Here is a 15,576-nt window from a genome sequence, read left to right as displayed (position 1 = left end):
CCGGAGAACCTTCCATGCCTAGCGGCGGCGCAGGAGCGCCCTTGAGCGCGCGCATCGGCATGGTGGCCGGCGAGCCTTCGGGCGACCTGCTGGCCGCCAGCGTCATCGAAGGCCTGCGCGCGCAGGCTCCAGGCTGCGCCTGCGCGGGCATAGGCGGCCCGGCCATGCAGGCCGCGGGCTTCGATACCTGGTATCCCATGCATGCCCTGACGGTGTTCGGCTATGCCGATGCTTTCAAGCGCCTGCCGGGCTTGCTGGGGACTTACTTCGGCGCCCGCAACCGCTGGCTGCGCGAGCGGCCCGATGTATTCGTCGGCGTGGACGCGCCCGATTTCAATCTGCGCCTGGAGCAGCGCCTCAGGCAAGCCGGCGTGCCCACGGTGCATTTCGTCGGACCCTCGATATGGGCCTGGCGCTATGAACGCATCCACAAGATCCGCGCCGCGGTCTCGCACATGCTGGTGCTGTTTCCCTTCGAAGAAGAAATCTATCGCAAGGAAGGCGTGCCGGTGACCTATGTCGGGCATCCGCTGGCCAGCCGCATCCCGCTGGAGCCGGACCAGGCCGGTGCGCGGCGCGCCCTGGGCCTGGACCCCGAGGCGCGCGTGCTGGCCTTGCTGCCGGGCAGCCGGGGCTCGGAAATCCGCCTGCTGGGCCCGCGTTTCCTGCAGGCTGCGCAGCGCTTGCTGCAGCGCGATCCCGGCCTGGTCGTGCTCGTGCCCATGGTCAATGCCCAGCGGCGCGCCGAATTCGAGGCGCTGCTGCGGCGCCTGCCGGTGCCAGGCCTGCGCCTGCTGCAAGGGGCTGTGGACGCCGTGCGCCCGGTCGCCTGGGACGCCATGGAGGCGGCCGACGCCGTCCTGGCTGCCAGCGGCACCGCGACCCTGGAGGCGGCCTTGTTCAAGAGGCCGATGGTCATCTCGTACGTGCTGTCGCCGGCCATGCGGCGCCTGATGGAATGGAAGTCGGGCCAGGCCAAGCCGTATGTGCCCTGGGTCGGCTTGCCCAATGTGCTATTGCGCGATTTCGTGGTGCCGGAACTGCTGCAGGACGAAGCCACGCCCGAGGCCCTGGCGGACGCCGCGTGGCGGGCGCTGACCGACGAGCCCTATGCGCAGGAGATCGTCCGGCGCTTCGCGGCCCTGCATCTCGATTTGCGGCGCGATACTCCCGCGCTGGCCGCGCGCGCCATTCTGGAACAGGCGGGCCATGGGGCAGCGTGATCTGTTCGGCATGCCGCAGGCCCTCAGGGTGGCGGGCGTGGACGAGGCCGGCAGGGGGCCGCTGGCGGGCCCCGTGTTCGCCGCCGCGGTCATTCTCGATCCTGCGCGGCCCATCGTCGGCCTGGCCGATTCCAAGGCCTTGAGCGCGGGTCGCCGCGAAGAACTGGCCTGCCTGATACACGAGCGCAGCCTGGCCTGGTGCGTCGCCAGCGCCAGCGTCGAGGAAATCGACAGCATCAATATCCTGCAGGCCAGCATGCTGGCGATGCGGCGCGCCTGCGCCGGCCTGGCCCTGGCGCCGGACTTGGCGCAGATCGACGGCAACAAGGTTCCCGCGGGCCTGGCCTGCATGGCTGAGGCCATCGTCAAGGGCGATGCTAAGATTGCCGCCATCTCGGCCGCATCGATCCTCGCCAAGACGGCCAGGGACGCGGACTGCCTCTTGCTGCACCGGCAGTACCCGGACTACGGTTTCGATCGCCACAAGGGCTACGGCACTGCACTGCACATGGCGCGCCTGCAGGCCCACGGGCCTTGTCCCGCGCACCGCCGCAGCTTCGCACCGATCAGGCAGTTTTATGCCGACGCAGCCGGCGCGGCGTAGGGGCGGCTTTCCACATGAAGCACATCAGTTCGCGCAGCAATCCGGAATACAAGCTGCTGCTGCGCCTGTCCGAGGGGCATCATCGCGGCAGCCAGGCCGTGCTCGAAGGGGTGCATCTGTGCCAGGAGTGGGCGGCACGCTACGGCGCGCCGCGCTTCGCGCTCTTCGATGCCGCCTTGCTGGCACGCGAGCAGGGCGGAGAACTTGAAGCCTTGGTTCGCTCTGGGGGCAGCGCCTGCGCGAGCTGCGAGCCGGCGCTGATGCGGGCGCTGTCGCCGGTCGGCCAGGACCAGGGCGTGTGCTTCCTGGTCGACGTGCCCCAGCCGCAGCGTCCGGGGCGCGTCGACCAAAACTGCCTGTGGCTGGACCGGGTCCAGGACCCGGGCAATGTGGGCACGCTGCTGCGCACCGCGGCCGCCGCGGGCGTGGGCCATGCGTACCTGTCGCCAGGCTGCGCCGCGGCCTGGTCCGCCAAGGTGCTGCGCAGCGCCCAGGGCGCGCATTTCGCCATGGCGATCTACGAGCATGTCGACCTGGCGGCCGAGCATGCGCGGCTGGCGGTGCCGCTGCTGGCCACCAGCCTGCAGGACGGCGTATCCCTATATGCGCAGGCGCTGCCCGAGCGCTGCGCCTGGCTCTTCGGCAACGAGGGTCGGGGCGTGGATCCGGCCTTGCTGCAGCGGGCCGACCTGAAGATCTTCATCCCGCAGGCCGAGCGGGTCGAATCACTGAACGTCGCCGCCGCCGCCGCGGTCTGCCTGTTCGAGCAACGCCGCCAGGGTTTGCTGCATTCTGCCAGCAAGGCTTGAGCGCGCCGGCGGCGCGCGGGCGACACGCAGTCTTTGGCGCACGGCCCGCGCCGCGAGACGCGCGCCTGGCCCCGAAACGAGCGGTCGCGCTTTGCATTTCTGGCAGTGCCCCACGGCAGCTACAGCCCCGAGCCTGGCGTAGCGGGACTGTAGCTCAATCGCAGGACTATGACTCAATCAATAGGCGCGCCGATTCAGGCCTACTTCTTCCAGCACCTTGGTGGAGATTTCCTCGATCGACTTGGTGGTAGTCGACAGCCATGGTATGCCTTCCATGCGCATCAGGCGCTCGGCGGAGGCGACCTCGTGGCGGCACTGCTTGAGCGAGGCGTATTGGCTGTTGGGGCGGCGTTCGTTGCGTACTTCGGCCAGCCGCGTGGCCTGGATGGACAGGCCGAACAGCTTGCGCCGGAACGGCGCCAGGGTGGCGGGCAGCGAACCGCGGTCGAAATCCTCGGGGATGAGCGGGAAATTGGCCGCCTTGATGGCGTACTGCATGGCCAGGTACAGGCTGGTGGGGGTCTTGCCGCAGCGCGAGACGCCGATGAGGATGACGTCGGCCTGTTCCAGGCCGTGCACGAACTGGCCGTCGTCGTGCGCCAGGCTGAAGTTGATGGCCTCGATGCGGTTGTTGTACTGCTTGGACAGGCCGCCCATGTGCGAACGGCCTATCGAATGGCTGGGCTTGACGCCCAGCGCGGTCTCGATGTGCTGCACGAAGGTTCCGAACAGGTCCAGGAAGGTACAGTTCGCCTGGCGGATGAGCAGGGCGATATCGGGGTCGACCAGCGTGCTGAACACCAGCGGCGGCTGGTTTTGCTCTTCGGCGCAGCGATTGATGCGCTGGGCCGCCTCGGAGGCCTTGCGGGCGCTGTCGATGAACGGCATGCGTATCTGTTCGAATTCGATCTGTTCGAACTGGGAAAGCACCGAGTGACTGAATGTTTCGGCGGTAATGCCGGTGCTGTCCGAGACGATGAACACCGTGCGTTGCATGAGTGGGTCGGCCATGTGAGCGAGTGTGATAGGGCGGGCGCTGGGGCGGAGGAAACGGTACAATCCGAAGGAATCAAGGGATCTTCTGAACGAGTCGGGCGGCAGGCAGGCGCCGTGGATCCGGGTCTGATGCAAGGCGCAAACAACTGCGATGGCCGGTAGCTGTCGCGAGGATTTGCAGCGCCGCAGGCGGCCCGTAGCCACAAATAGCGTGCGGCGCGGCGACTTGTCCAGCGGGCTCCTAGAGTAACAGTCGCCTTCGGCCGGGGCAAGGCCGGTTTGCTTAGCGCATGGGTCCGCGTTGCGGGCTGCATGCCGTGTGCTTGGCAAACACGCTTTCTTTATATAGTTCAAAGGTGACTTTATGTCTTACGTAGTGTCTTTCGAGCGGCTCCGCATGTCGGACGTAGACTCGGTAGGAGGCAAGAACGCATCACTCGGGGAAATGATCAGCCAGCTCTCGGACGCCGGAGTCCGGGTGCCTGGCGGTTTCGCCACCACGGCAGACGCCTTTCGCGATTTCCTGAAATCCACGGGGCTGGATACGCGCATCAACGAGCGGCTCGACGCGCTCGATGCCGATGACGTGCGGGCGCTCGCTGCGGCCGGCTCGGAAATCCGCCAGTGGGTCATCGATACGCCGTTCCCCGCGCAATTCGAACAGGCCATCCGCGAGGCCTTCGCGCAGCTCGACGCCGACGGCAAGGGCTCCTTCGCGGTGCGTTCCTCGGCGACGGCCGAAGACCTGCCCGATGCTTCCTTCGCGGGCCAGCAGGAAACCTATCTGAATGTAGTGGGCATCGACGACGTGCTGGAAAAAATCCGCCACGTGTTCGCCTCGCTGTACAACGATCGCGCGATTTCCTATCGCGTGCACAAAGGCTATGAGCATGCCGACGTGGCTTTATCCGCGGGCGTGCAGCGCATGGTGCGTTCCGACCGCGGCAGCGCGGGCGTGATGTTCACCCTGGACACCGAATCGGGCTTCGACGGCGTGGTGTTCATCACTTCGTCCTACGGGCTGGGCGAGACGGTGGTGCAGGGCGCCGTGAATCCTGACGAGTTCTACGTCTTCAAGCCCACGCTGGCCAGCGGCCACTATCCCATCATCGGCCGGCGCATAGGCTCCAAGCTGATCAAGATGGAATTCGACCCCGAGCGTACCGCCGGGGTGGCGGTGCGCACGGTGGATGTGCCGGTATCCGAGCGCAACCGCTATTCGCTGACCGACGACGAGGTCATCGAGCTGGCCCGCTATGCCGTCATCATCGAGCAGCACTACAAGCGGCCGATGGACATCGAATGGGGCCGCGACGGCATCGACGGCAAGATCTACATCCTGCAGGCTCGGCCCGAGACCGTGCGCTCGCAGCAGAGCCAGCACGACGTGCAGGAACGCTATCGCCTGAAGGCCACCGGCGAAGTGCTGGTCACGGGCCGTGCCATCGGCCAGAAGATCGGCTCGGGCACGGTGCGCATCGTGGCCGATATCTCCGAAATGGACCAGGTCCGGGCCGGCGACGTGCTGGTCACCGACATGACCGATCCCAACTGGGAACCGGTCATGAAGCTGGCTTCGGCCATCGTCACCAACCGCGGCGGGCGCACCTGCCACGCGGCCATCATCGCGCGCGAGCTCGGCATACCGGCGGTGGTCGGCTGCGCCAATGCCACCTCGGTGCTCGACAACGGCCACGAAGTCACGGTGTCCTGCGCCGAGGGCGACGAGGGCCGCATCTACGACGGCCTGATCGAGACCGAGATCGAGGAAGTGCGCTGGGGCGAGATGCCCGAGGTCGGCGTCAAGATCATGATGAACGTCGGCAACCCGCAACTGGCCTTCGATTTCTCGCAGATCCCCAACCAGGGCGTGGGCCTGGCGCGACTCGAGTTCATCATCAACAACAATATCAACGTGCACCCCAAGGCGGTGCTCGATTACCCGAACGTCGACAGCGACCTGAAAAAGGCCGTCGAATCGGCGGCACGCGGCTACGCAAGCCCGCGCGCCTTCTTCGTGGAAAAGCTGGCCGAGGGCGTAGCCACCATCGCCGCGGCTTTCTACCCCAAGCCGGTCATCGTGCGCCTGTCGGACTTCAAGTCCAACGAATACCGCAAGCTGGTGGGCGGCTCGCGCTACGAGCCCGAGGAAGAAAACCCGATGCTGGGCTTTCGCGGCGCCTCGCGCTATATCTCGGCCGAGTTCGAGGAATGCTTCCGCATGGAATGCGAGGCCCTGAAGAAAGTGCGCGACGACATGGGCTTGACCAATGTCGAGATCATGGTGCCGTTCGTGCGCACGCTGCAGCAGGCCGACAAGGTCATCAAGCTGCTGGCGCGCCATGGCCTGGCGCGCGGCGAGAACGGCCTGCGGCTGGTCATGATGTGCGAAGTGCCGTCCAACGCCTTGCTGGCTGACAAGTTCCTGCAATATTTCGACGGGTTCTCGATAGGCTCGAACGACATGACCCAGCTCACGCTGGGCCTGGACCGCGATTCCGGCATGGAACTGCTGGCGGCCGATTTCGACGAACGCGACGAGGCCGTCAAGTTCATGTTGAGCCGGGCCATCAAGGCCTGCCTGGCCGCCGGCAAATACGTGGGCATCTGCGGCCAGGGCCCCAGCGACCACATCGACCTGGCGCTGTGGCTGCGCGACGAAGGCATATTGTCGATGTCGCTCAACCCCGACACCGTGGTCGACACCTGGCAGCGCCTGGCCCAGGAAGAGCGCTCGCTGCAGGACGCCGCCTGAGGCCGCCTCGGGGGCCCCGGTCGTACCGGCCGGGGCGGCGGCCGGTCGCCGTGCGCCGCCTGGCGTAGGCCGCTTGCCGCGGCCGGCCGGCGGCTTTTCCTTCGCGGTTCGCTCTGGGAGTCTGGCATATGCAAGCACATACGCACCGGGTAGTGATCGTCGGAGGCGGGGCCGGGGGGCTGGAACTGGCTGCCAAGCTGGGCTCGCGCTTCGGGCCGCGCTGCGTCACATTGGTCGACCTGGCCGCGTTCCACATCTGGAAACCCTCGCTGCATGAGGTGGCGGCGGGCACACTGGACATACACCGCGAAGGGCTGTCGTACTTCATGCTGGGCAAGAGCCGCGGCTTCAAGTTCGTGCGCGGCGAGATGCTGGGCGCCGATCTGCAAGCCCATTGCATACACCTCGCGGCGGTGCGCGATGCGCAGGGCGAAGAGCTGTATCCGCCGCGCGACCTGGCCTACGATACCCTGGTGCTGGCGGTGGGCAGCAAGTCGAATTTCTTCAACACTCCAGGCGCGAGCCAGTTCGCACTGGCGATCGATTCCACCGCCCAGGCCGAGAAATTCCGGCTCAAGCTGCTGCGCGCGCTCGCGCATGCACACGGCAGCGGCAAAGGGCTGAACATAGCCATTGTCGGGGCGGGCGCCACGGGCGTGGAGCTGGCGGCCGAGCTCGCCCAATCCTGCGCCGACGTGGCGACTTACGGCCTGGCCGACTTCGACCCGGCCCGCGACTTGCACATCACCTTGCTGGAAGGCGCGCCGCGTATTCTGTCGGCGCTACCGGAAAAGATCTCGACGGCCGCCCATCGCCTGCTGACGCAGCGCGGCATCGAGGTGCGCACGGGGGTGCGCATTGCCGCGGTCCGCGCCGACGGGCTGTCCGACAGCGAGGGCCGAGATTACCCGGCCGACCTGTGCGTCTGGGCTGCGGGCATCGAGGCCCCGGCGTTCCTGAGCGACCTGGGCCTGCGCACCAATGCGCGCCACCAGATCGTGGTCGATGCGGCCTTGCGCACCAGCGACCCTGCGGTCTTTGCCCTGGGCGACTGTGTCGAGCTTGCCTGGGGCGACGAGGGCCGGTTCGTGCCGGCCCGTGCCCAGGCCGCCCACCAGCAGGCGGACTTCCTGCTGAACGAGTTGTCGGCGCGCATCCGCGGCGCCGACCTGCCGCGAGACGAACGCGCCTACCGCTACAAGGACTACGGCTCGCTGGTATCGCTGGGGCATAATCGTGTAGTGGGCAATCTCATGGGGGTGCTGACCGGCAAAGGCCTGTTCATCGAAGGCCTGTTTGCGCGCTTCATGTACATGAGCCTGCACCTGATGCACCATTTCGCCTTGCTCGGGGCAGTGCGCACGGCGATGCTGGCCATCGGGAGACTGCTGCTCAAGCGCGGCGCGCCGCGCGTCAAGCTGCATTGACGGACGCGCCGCTGCGCAAGCCGCGGCGCCGCGTGCGGCAAGGGTTTTCGTAGCGTGGCGCTGCGGCCCGCATTCATAACGGAGAAGCTTCATATGTTTCATGCGCAGCTCAGCTCGCCTCTGGGGCCCATATTGCTGTGCTCGAATGGGGCCGGGCTTGCCGGCCTGTATTTCATCGGCCAATCCGATTGCCCCGTCGTCGACGGCCTGCCGGCGGTCGCGCCCGCAAAGGGAGGGCCGTCCTTCGGCGATCTGGACGGCCGCCCCATACGCAGCTTCAGGGCTCGCCCCGGCGCGGGCAGGGGCTTGTTCGACGAGGCGCCGGCGCGCAAGCAGGGCGGCGGCAAGAAGGAGCAAGCGTTGCGCCTGCTGCAGGCGGATACGCCGCCCGCCGCGGCGGCCCTGTTCGATGCGACGGCGCGCGAGCTCGACGAGTATTTTGCCGGACGCCGCAGGAACTTCGACGTGCCGCTGGCCGTGTCGGGCACCGATTTCCAGAAACGCGTATGGGATGCGCTGCTAAGCATCCCGTACGGCAAGGCGGTGTCCTACGGCGATGTGGCGCGCGTCGCGGGTTTGTCGCCGCAGCACGGCCGCCCGGTGGGCACCGCCGTCGGGCGCAATCCGGTCACCATCATCATTCCCTGCCACCGCGTGCTGTCGCATTCGGGCCGGCTCACCGGCTATACCGGCGGCCTGGAGCGCAAGCTGGCGCTGCTGGAACTGGAAGGCTTCGAGCTGACTTGATCGAGCCGGCCCCAGCCGCCGGCGGCGGGACTACAGCAGCGATTTGCCGTACTGCAAGACCTGGTCGCAGACCTTGTCGGTGATTTGCTGCTTGAGGCCGCCTCCGCCCAGATCGACCTTCTGGCCGCTCTTGCCGCCCAGTATGCCGTTCAGGCCCTGCTGGTAGCCCGGGTCGGACTGGGCCGACTTGGCGCCGCCGAGCTGGCCCAGGAGCTTGTTTTGTACGCCGGAGGCATCGCCGCCGAGGTAATTGTTCTTGGCGCAGTACGTAAGCACCCCCGTGATGTTGCCGGTGCCCACGGAACTCAGGGACGGCATGGACTGGCCGCCCAGGCTGCCGCCCAATCCGCCCAGCATCGAAGCGCCGCCGGCAGAACTGCCCGATGAGCTGGAGCCATGCTGGCCGCCGAGCGCGCCTTTGACGGAATCCAGCAGTTGCGCCTGGGCAAGCGTCGCGGCGCCAAACAGCAACAGGGCGGCGCAGCAGACGGGACGGAGATTCAGGGTGCGTTGGAGGGACACGGCGGCTCCTTGGGTAGGATGAGGAAATTGGTTGGAAAAGCCTGCCGAAAAGTATAGGAGCCTATCGCGGCCAGGATTGATATTTAATGTAAATTAATCTGCATGAGCACCGACACAATGACGAAACAAAAATGACGAAACAGCAAAAGGCCGGGCCGAGCCCGTTCGCGCCGGTCCTGGCGATACACGGCGGCGCGGGCGCGTTGTCGCGCGTGCTCCTGTCCGACAAGGCGCGCAACGAATATGAAGAGGCGCTGCGCGCGGTCCTGCGCGGCGGCTGCCGCATCCTGGAAGCCGGCGGCACGGCCCTGGACGCGGTCACCGAGGCGGTGCGCCTGCTGGAAGAATGCCCCTTGTTCAACGCAGGACGAGGCGCAGTGTTCACCAGCGATGGCGGACATGAACTGGACGCGGCCGTCATGGACGGCGCCACCTTGTGCAGCGGGGCGGTGGCCGGCGTGCGCACGGTGCGCAATCCGGTGCTGGCCGCTCGCGCCGTCATGGAACGCAGCCAGCATGTGTTGTTCATCGGCGCGGGCGCCGAAGCCTACGCGCGCGGCCAGGGGCTGGAAATGGTGGACCCTGCTTTTTTCTCGACCGCGGCACGGCGCGAGCAGCTCGAGCGCGTGCGGCGCCAAGGCGCCGATCGGGTCATGCTGGACCACGACGCTCAATCCGCGGCGGCGCGCGATCCCCTGTCTTTCCGGGCCTCCGCCGGCAGCGGGGCGGGCGGTCCGCCGCTGGACGAAGATCGCAAGCTCGGCACCGTCGGCGCCGTCGCGCTGGATGCCCGCGGCAATCTGGCGGCCGCCACGTCCACCGGCGGCATGACCAATAAGCAGCCTGGGCGCGTGGGCGATTCGCCGCTCATCGGCGCGGGCTGCTACGCCAATAACCATACCTGCGCCGTCTCCACCACGGGCACGGGGGAAATGTTCATACGCATGGTGGCCGCCTACGACGTTTCGGCGCAGATGGAATATGCCGGAGCCGGGCTCGCGGCTGCGGCCGGCAGCGTCATCCACGACAAGCTGCCGCGCATCGGCGGGCAGGGCGGGCTGATCGCCGTCGATGCAGCCGGCCGCGTGGCCATGCCCTTCAATACCGAAGGGATGTATCGCGGCGTCATGCGCGCCGGCCAGGCTCCTAGCGTCGCCATATACGAGGGCGGCGACGCATAGCGTTGCGCCCGGATCCGGGCTCCGGCTGCGGGTACAATCGGTGAGCGGGCCGCGTACGGGCTTGGCCGCGCAAGGCTAGTCACGGGGGGATGCAATGTGGTTCTGGTTCGGGTTCGCGATACTGGCGCTGATCGGCGAGGCCATGACTGGCACGTTCTATCTGCTGCTGTTTGCCTTCGGCCTGGCTGCCGGCGGCGTGGCGGCGCTGCTGGGCGCCGAATTGGCAATGCAGATCGTGGCGGTGGCGGTGGTGACCCTGGTCGGCCTGTACATCCTGCGCAAGACCGGTGTGCTCAAGAAGCGGGAAGTCGACGCCTCGCGCAACAAGAATGTCAACCTGGACATCGGCCAGTTGGTGGACGTGCAATCGTGGTCCGATGACAATACCACCCGGGTCTGGTACCGCGGCGCATATTGGCAGGCCCGCCTGCAGGCGGGCGCGGCGCGGCAGGCGGGGCCGCATCGCATCGTGGCCCTGCAGGGCGCCACGCTGCTGGTAAGCCCCGAGAATCCCACGCATTGAATACGGGCGCGGCGCGCGCATTGCGCCGGCCGCGCTCCGCTGACGGAGGTAATGAGCATGGAACTCGACATTTCCACCCTGGTCCTGATCGTATTGGTAGTGCTGGTCTTTGTCGTCGTGGTCAAGACTATCGCCATCGTGCCCCAGCAGCATGCCTGGGTCATCGAACGGCTGGGCAAGTACGACCGCACGCTGTCGCCCGGCGCGGGCTTTGTCATTCCCTTCATCGAGCGGGTGGCGTACAAGCACTCGCTCAAAGAGATTCCTCTGGACGTGCCCAGCCAGGTCTGCATCACGCGCGACAACACCCAGCTCCAGGTCGACGCCGTGCTGTATTTCCAGGTGACCGATCCGATGCGGGCCTCGTACGGCTCGTCGAACTATATCTCGGCCATCACGCAACTGGCGCAGACCACGCTGCGCTCGGTCATCGGCAAGATGGAACTGGACCGCACCTTCGAAGAGCGCGAGATCATCAACAGCACCATAGTCGCCGCCCTGGACGAGGCGGCGCTGAACTGGGGCGTCAAGGTGCTGCGCTACGAGATCAAGGACCTGACCCCGCCGGCCGAGATCCTGCGCGCCATGCAGGCCCAGATCACGGCCGAACGCGAGAAGCGGGCGCTGATCGCGGCTTCCGAGGGGCGGCGCCAGGAACAGATCAATATCGCCACCGGAGAGCGCGAGGCTTACATTGCGCGCTCGGAAGGCGAGAAGCAGGCCCAGATCAACAAGGCGCAGGGCGAAGCCACTGCAATCCTGGCGGTGGCCGAGGCCACGGCCAAGGCGATCACGCTGGTGGCCGAATCGGTGGGCCACCCCGGCGGCATCGAGGCCGTGAACCTCAAGGTGGCGGAACAGTACATCGAGGCCTTCGGCAATGTCGCGCGCGAGGGCAATACGCTGATACTGCCTGCCAATCTGGCAGACGTGGGTGGCCTGATCGCTACTGCGATGGCGGTGGTCAAGGGCGGCGGGAAAGTGGCTTGAACGAGCGGGGCGGCACATCCGGCCTGTGAAGTTTCAGGCCTGTGGGCGCGCGGGGAATATCAGTCGTCGCGGCGGCGCGTGTCGTGCTTCATGAGCCGTTCTTTTTCGCGCGCCCAATCCTTGTTGCGTTCGGTGTCGCGCTTGTCGTGCAGCTTCTTGCCGCGGCCCAGGCCGAAATCCAGCTTGACGCGGCCGTTGCGGTAGTGCAGGTTCAGCGGCACCAGGGTGTAGCCGCGCTGCTCGACCTTGCCGATGAGCTTGCTGATTTCTTCGGCCTTGAGCAGCAGCTTGCGGCTGCGGGTGTTCATCGGGTGGATGTGCGTCGAGGCCGTGGGCAGGGGGCTTACGTGCATGCCGATGATCCACAACTCGCCGTCGCGCACGATGACGTAGCTCTCCTTGAGCTGCACGTGTCCAGCGCGTATGGCTTTTACTTCCCAGCCTTCCAGCACGAGTCCCGCCTCGTAGCGGTCTTCGATAAAGTAATCGTGGCTGGCCTTGCGGTTCTCGACTATGCTCATGTATGGTAGGGGTGCTACGGTAAAATCAAAGTATTCTATCCATTAACCTTGCTCGATGCACACTGTACAACGCTCCGTCCTGGTTCCCTACAGCCGCGAACAGATGTTCGACCTGGTCGCCGATGTGGAAAAATACCCCGACTTCATGCCGTGGTGCGGCGGCGCCCAGGTGCGTTCGCGCGACGAGCATGGCATGCAGGCCTCGATCATCATCAGCTTTGCCGGCATCAAGCAGTCGTTCAGCACCCGCAACGAGCACGATTACCCGCAACTGATCACCTTCAACCTGGTCGACGGCCCCTTCTCGGCGCTCAAGGGCACCTGGGAATTCAAGGCCCTGGGCGAGAACGCCTGCAAGGTGCTCTACACCATGGAATACGCGTTTTCCAGCCGAGCGCTGGAGGCGGTCGTGGGCCCGGTGTTTAACCGCATCGCCAGCAGCTTTATCGACTCTTTCACGCAGCGGGCGCAGTCCTGCTATGGCTGATCCAGGCGTGGCGGCGGCCTCGATCGCCGTCGAAGTCGTGTATGCCGAACCCGACAGAACATGGCGCGTGACGCTCGATCTTCCGGCCGGAGCAACGGCCGCCCAGGCGCTGGACGCCAGTGGATATTTCAGCCGCTTTCCGGGACAAGAACCCGGCAAGCATCCCGCTATCGGCATATATGGCCGCGCCTGTGCGCCGGACCATGTGCTGCGGGACGGAGACCGCCTGGAAATCTACCGGCCGCTGGATTTCGATCCGCTGGAATCGCGCCGGCGCCGCGCCGCCCATAAGCGGGCCGGAAGCAAGGGCCGCAAATGATATAGTAAAAACGCAGTGGCCTGATGCCCGCGGGTTCTTCGAGGGCGTTGTTGCGGCCATCCAGAACAAGGAAGAGACAAATCATGGATTTTCGCCTCAGTGACGAGCAGCAGGCCTTTGTCCAGGCGGCCCGCGAATTCGCCAGCGGCGAGCTGGCGCCGAATGCCGCTCGTTGGGATGCCGAAAGCATATTCCCGCGCGAGGCCTTCGCGCAGGCCGGGGCCCTGGGTTTTTGCGCGCTCTATGCGCCCGAGTCCATAGGCGGGCTGGGCCTGCCGCGGCTGGACGCCACGCTCGTATTCGAGGAAATGGCGGCCTTCGATCCTTCGACCACCGCTTTCCTGACCATACACAATATGGCCACCTGGATGATAGGTTCGTGGGCCACCGAGTCCGTGCGCCAGGCCTGGGGGCCGCAATTGTGCGCGGGCGAGAAGCTCGCCTCTTATTGCCTGACCGAGCCCGGTTCGGGCTCGGACGCCGCCTCGCTCGTCACGCGCGCCGAGAAGCGCGGCGGCGCGTATGTGCTGAACGGCTCCAAGGCCTTTATCTCGGGGGCCGGGGATACCGACATACTGGTCGTGATGGCGCGTACGGGCAGCGCCGGCCCCAAGGGTATTTCGGCCCTTGCGGTGCCGGCCGACCTGCCCGGCATCACCTATGGGCGCAAAGAAGAAAAAATGGGCTGGAACAGCCAGTCCACGCGGCCCATCAGCTTCGAGAACGTCGAAGTCCCGGCCGAAAATCTCCTGGGCGCCGAAGGGCAGGGCTTCACCTTCGCCATGAAGGGGCTGGACGGCGGACGCATCAATATTGCCACTTGCTCGGTGGGCGCCGCCCAGGGGGCCTACGACGCGGCGCGCCGCTACATGGGCGAGCGCCGCCAGTTCGGGCACGCGCTGGCGGATTTCCAGGCCCTGCAGTTCAAGCTGGCCGACATGCTGACGCACATCGTCGCCGCGCGCCAGATGGTGCGCCTGGCCGCCGCCAGGCTCGACGAGCAGGATCCGCAGGCCGGCACATACTGCGCCATGGCCAAGCGGCTGGCCACGGACCTGGGCTTCCAGGTCTGCCTGGACGCCCAGCAGATTCACGGCGGCTACGGCTACCTGAAGGACTATCCGCTCGAACGCCTGGTGCGCGACAGCCGCGTGCACCAGATCCTGGAAGGCACCAACGAAATCATGCGCGTCATCGTCGCGCGCCAGATCCTGGAAAAAGGAGCCGACATCCGATGAACGCCGCGGTGCAGTTCGAAGTCCTGGCCTGCGCGGGCCAGCGGCGCATAGGGGTGGCCACGCTGAACCGGCCGCAGACGCTCAATGGCCTGAGCCTGGAGATGTGCGAGCTGCTGCAAGAGCAGCTCACGCTCTGGGAAAACGATGCCGCCATTGCGCTGGTAGTGCTGGCCGGAGCAGGCGACAAGGCGTTTTGCGCCGGCGGCGACCTGCACGGGCTGTACAAGGCCATGCAGGAAAATACCGGCGGCGCCTGGGACAACGCCTATGCGCGGCGCTTCTTCGAGGTCGAGTACCGGCTCGACTACCACATCCATACCTATTCCAAGCCTGTGCTGTGCTGGGGCAGCGGCATCGTCATGGGCGGCGGCGTCGGCCTGATGATGGGGGCCAGCCATCGCGTGGTTACGGAAACGACGCGTTTCGCGATGCCCGAAATCACCATCGGCCTGTTCCCCGACGTGGGCGGCACCTGGATGCTGAGCCGCATGCCGCGCGGCATCGGCAATTTCCTGGCCCTGAGCGGCGCGCAACTGGGGGCCGGCGACTTGCGCATGCTGGGCCTGGCCGACTACGTGCTGGCCGCTGCGTCCTGGCCGGGCTTGCTGGAACAATTGAAGGCGCAGGCGTGGCCGGAAGATCGCGAGGCCTCCGACATACTGCTGCGCCGCCTGCTGCGCGAGGCAGGCGCGGGCCTGGCGGCGCCGGATCCAGGGCCGCTGCAACGCCACTATGCCGCCATCAACGATGGCTGCGACGGCGCCGACCTGCAGGCGATCAGCGCATACATCGCCGCCCTGCAAGCCTGCGACGACCCGTGGCTGCAGCGCGCATCGGCAACCCACCGGGCCGGCTCGCCGGGCTCGGCGCGGCTGTGTTTCGAGCTGCTGCGCCGTACCCGGCTGCTGTCGCTGGCCGATGCTTTCCGCCAGGAATACATCGTGTCGCTGCATTGCGGCGTCGAGGGCGATTTCCGCGAAGGCATACGCGCGCTGCTGATCGACAAGGACAAGAACCCGAAATGGAATCCCGCCACGCTGGCCGATGCCACGCCGGCGTGGGTGGAACGTTTTTTCAAGGCGCCCTGGCCGGCGCGGCAGGCGCATCCTCTGGCAGGACTGGCGTGACGCCGGGCAAGCCTGTAGCGGCGGGCCAGCCCTCCCAGGCATAGGGAATTCGAGACGCGCCCAAGGGCTCATGAGGCCTCGAGCGCGCGACGCAATTATTGTTTTAC

The 15,576-nt window shown here is 66.4% G+C and carries 16 protein-coding genes; 13 read left to right on the top strand and 3 right to left on the bottom strand.

Features of this window, described 5'->3' with window-relative positions:
• The first annotated feature begins 41 nt into the window (after positions 1-41).
• The 3 genes from lpxB to KVP10_RS01800 are packed head-to-tail and all read left to right on the top strand — an operon-like array spanning position 42 to position 2,636.
• Complete coding sequence (lpxB, locus tag KVP10_RS01810) at positions 42-1,223, top strand: lipid-A-disaccharide synthase (RefSeq protein ID WP_217962750.1); 1,182 nt, start codon at positions 42-44, stop codon at positions 1,221-1,223.
• A complete protein-coding gene (gene rnhB, locus KVP10_RS01805) occupies positions 1,210-1,827 on the top strand; it encodes a ribonuclease HII (protein WP_217962749.1) in 618 nt (205 codons plus the stop codon). Before lpxB ends, rnhB begins: the two co-directional genes overlap by 14 nt.
• 14 nt (positions 1,828-1,841) lie before the next feature.
• Positions 1,842-2,636, top strand: a complete 795-nt coding sequence (locus KVP10_RS01800; RefSeq protein WP_217962748.1) for a TrmH family RNA methyltransferase — start codon at positions 1,842-1,844, stop codon at positions 2,634-2,636.
• Positions 2,637-2,813: 177 nt separating this feature from the next.
• On the opposite strand, the gene ppsR is transcribed toward KVP10_RS01800, so the two are convergent.
• A complete protein-coding gene (gene ppsR, locus KVP10_RS01795) occupies positions 2,814-3,647 on the bottom strand; it encodes a posphoenolpyruvate synthetase regulatory kinase/phosphorylase PpsR (protein WP_217962747.1) in 834 nt (277 codons plus the stop codon).
• A 349-nt stretch (positions 3,648-3,996) separates the two neighbouring features.
• On the opposite strand from ppsR, the gene ppsA reads away from it, so the two are divergent.
• The 3 genes from ppsA (at position 3,997) to KVP10_RS01780 (ending at position 8,561) form a co-directional block, all read left to right on the top strand.
• The gene (gene ppsA / locus KVP10_RS01790) at positions 3,997-6,387 is read left to right on the top strand and encodes a phosphoenolpyruvate synthase (protein ID WP_217962746.1); all 2,391 of its coding nucleotides are present in this window, start codon (positions 3,997-3,999) and stop codon (positions 6,385-6,387) included.
• 128 nt (positions 6,388-6,515) lie between these two features.
• The gene (locus KVP10_RS01785) at positions 6,516-7,814 is read left to right on the top strand and encodes an NAD(P)/FAD-dependent oxidoreductase (RefSeq protein WP_217962745.1); all 1,299 of its coding nucleotides are present in this window, start codon (positions 6,516-6,518) and stop codon (positions 7,812-7,814) included.
• Between the two features lie 93 nt (positions 7,815-7,907).
• Entirely contained in the window at positions 7,908-8,561 is a 654-nt protein-coding gene (locus KVP10_RS01780; RefSeq protein WP_217962744.1) for a methylated-DNA--[protein]-cysteine S-methyltransferase, read from the top strand.
• A 30-nt stretch (positions 8,562-8,591) separates the two neighbouring features.
• Here the strand turns inward: KVP10_RS01780 and KVP10_RS01775 are convergent, their stop codons facing one another.
• Positions 8,592-9,083 carry a DUF2501 domain-containing protein gene (locus KVP10_RS01775; protein WP_343218674.1) on the bottom strand — a complete coding sequence of 164 codons (492 nt, stop codon included), beginning with the start codon at positions 9,081-9,083 and terminating at the stop codon, positions 8,592-8,594.
• Between the two features lie 131 nt (positions 9,084-9,214).
• Here KVP10_RS01775 and KVP10_RS01770 point away from each other — a divergent pair, with 131 nt between their 5' ends.
• From KVP10_RS01770 to KVP10_RS01760, 3 genes are all read left to right on the top strand, one after another.
• Positions 9,215-10,264: an isoaspartyl peptidase/L-asparaginase family protein gene (locus tag KVP10_RS01770; RefSeq protein WP_217962743.1), complete on the top strand. Its 1,050-nt coding sequence runs from the start codon at positions 9,215-9,217 to the stop codon at positions 10,262-10,264.
• A 94-nt stretch (positions 10,265-10,358) separates the two neighbouring features.
• Positions 10,359-10,787, top strand: coding sequence for an NfeD family protein (locus KVP10_RS01765; RefSeq protein WP_217962742.1), 429 nt, complete (start codon positions 10,359-10,361; stop codon positions 10,785-10,787).
• Positions 10,788-10,844: 57 nt separating this feature from the next.
• Positions 10,845-11,777, top strand: a complete 933-nt coding sequence (locus KVP10_RS01760) for an SPFH domain-containing protein (RefSeq protein ID WP_217962741.1) — start codon at positions 10,845-10,847, stop codon at positions 11,775-11,777.
• Positions 11,778-11,836: 59 nt separating this feature from the next.
• Here KVP10_RS01760 and smpB read toward each other — a convergent pair whose 3' ends face one another.
• Positions 11,837-12,298: an SsrA-binding protein SmpB gene (gene smpB, locus KVP10_RS01755; RefSeq protein ID WP_217962740.1), complete on the bottom strand. Its 462-nt coding sequence runs from the start codon at positions 12,296-12,298 to the stop codon at positions 11,837-11,839.
• A gap of 55 nt (positions 12,299-12,353) precedes the next feature.
• On the opposite strand from smpB, the gene KVP10_RS01750 reads away from it, so the two are divergent.
• The 4 genes from KVP10_RS01750 to KVP10_RS01735 all read left to right on the top strand — a co-directional run bounded on the left by KVP10_RS01750 (position 12,354) and on the right by KVP10_RS01735 (position 15,469).
• Positions 12,354-12,785, top strand: a complete 432-nt coding sequence (locus tag KVP10_RS01750) for a type II toxin-antitoxin system RatA family toxin (protein WP_217962739.1) — start codon at positions 12,354-12,356, stop codon at positions 12,783-12,785.
• Complete coding sequence (locus KVP10_RS01745) at positions 12,778-13,104, top strand: RnfH family protein (protein WP_217962738.1); 327 nt, start codon at positions 12,778-12,780, stop codon at positions 13,102-13,104. Before KVP10_RS01750 ends, KVP10_RS01745 begins: the two co-directional genes overlap by 8 nt.
• An 83-nt stretch (positions 13,105-13,187) precedes the next feature.
• A complete protein-coding gene (locus KVP10_RS01740) occupies positions 13,188-14,342 on the top strand; it encodes an acyl-CoA dehydrogenase family protein (RefSeq protein WP_217962737.1) in 1,155 nt (384 codons plus the stop codon).
• On the top strand, positions 14,339-15,469 hold the full coding sequence (locus KVP10_RS01735; RefSeq protein WP_217962736.1) for an enoyl-CoA hydratase/isomerase family protein: 1,131 nt from the start codon (positions 14,339-14,341) through the stop codon (positions 15,467-15,469). Before KVP10_RS01740 ends, KVP10_RS01735 begins: the two co-directional genes overlap by 4 nt.
• Positions 15,470-15,576 lie beyond the last annotated feature (107 nt).

Source organism: Candidimonas humi (assembly GCF_019166065.1).
In the GTDB taxonomy this organism is placed as follows: Bacteria; Pseudomonadota; Gammaproteobacteria; order Burkholderiales; family Burkholderiaceae_B; genus Candidimonas; species Candidimonas humi.
The sequence above is the reverse complement of the archived record's forward strand: the minus strand, read 5'-3'. Positions and strand labels throughout refer to the sequence as shown.

Coding starts and splice junctions, on each gene's coding strand:
- rnhB (WP_217962749.1), top strand. CDS start 1,210: ATGGGGCAGCGTGATCTGTTCGGCATGCCGCAGGCCCTCAGGGTGGCG.
- KVP10_RS01800 (WP_217962748.1), top strand. CDS start 1,842: ATGAAGCACATCAGTTCGCGCAGCAATCCGGAATACAAGCTGCTGCTG.
- ppsR (WP_217962747.1), bottom strand. CDS start 3,647: ATGGCCGACCCACTCATGCAACGCACGGTGTTCATCGTCTCGGACAGC.
- ppsA (WP_217962746.1), top strand. CDS start 3,997: ATGTCTTACGTAGTGTCTTTCGAGCGGCTCCGCATGTCGGACGTAGAC.
- KVP10_RS01785 (WP_217962745.1), top strand. CDS start 6,516: ATGCAAGCACATACGCACCGGGTAGTGATCGTCGGAGGCGGGGCCGGG.
- KVP10_RS01780 (WP_217962744.1), top strand. CDS start 7,908: ATGTTTCATGCGCAGCTCAGCTCGCCTCTGGGGCCCATATTGCTGTGC.
- KVP10_RS01770 (WP_217962743.1), top strand. CDS start 9,215: ATGACGAAACAGCAAAAGGCCGGGCCGAGCCCGTTCGCGCCGGTCCTG.
- KVP10_RS01765 (WP_217962742.1), top strand. CDS start 10,359: ATGTGGTTCTGGTTCGGGTTCGCGATACTGGCGCTGATCGGCGAGGCC.
- KVP10_RS01760 (WP_217962741.1), top strand. CDS start 10,845: ATGGAACTCGACATTTCCACCCTGGTCCTGATCGTATTGGTAGTGCTG.
- smpB (WP_217962740.1), bottom strand. CDS start 12,298: ATGAGCATAGTCGAGAACCGCAAGGCCAGCCACGATTACTTTATCGAA.
- KVP10_RS01750 (WP_217962739.1), top strand. CDS start 12,354: ATGCACACTGTACAACGCTCCGTCCTGGTTCCCTACAGCCGCGAACAG.
- KVP10_RS01745 (WP_217962738.1), top strand. CDS start 12,778: ATGGCTGATCCAGGCGTGGCGGCGGCCTCGATCGCCGTCGAAGTCGTG.
- KVP10_RS01740 (WP_217962737.1), top strand. CDS start 13,188: ATGGATTTTCGCCTCAGTGACGAGCAGCAGGCCTTTGTCCAGGCGGCC.
- KVP10_RS01735 (WP_217962736.1), top strand. CDS start 14,339: ATGAACGCCGCGGTGCAGTTCGAAGTCCTGGCCTGCGCGGGCCAGCGG.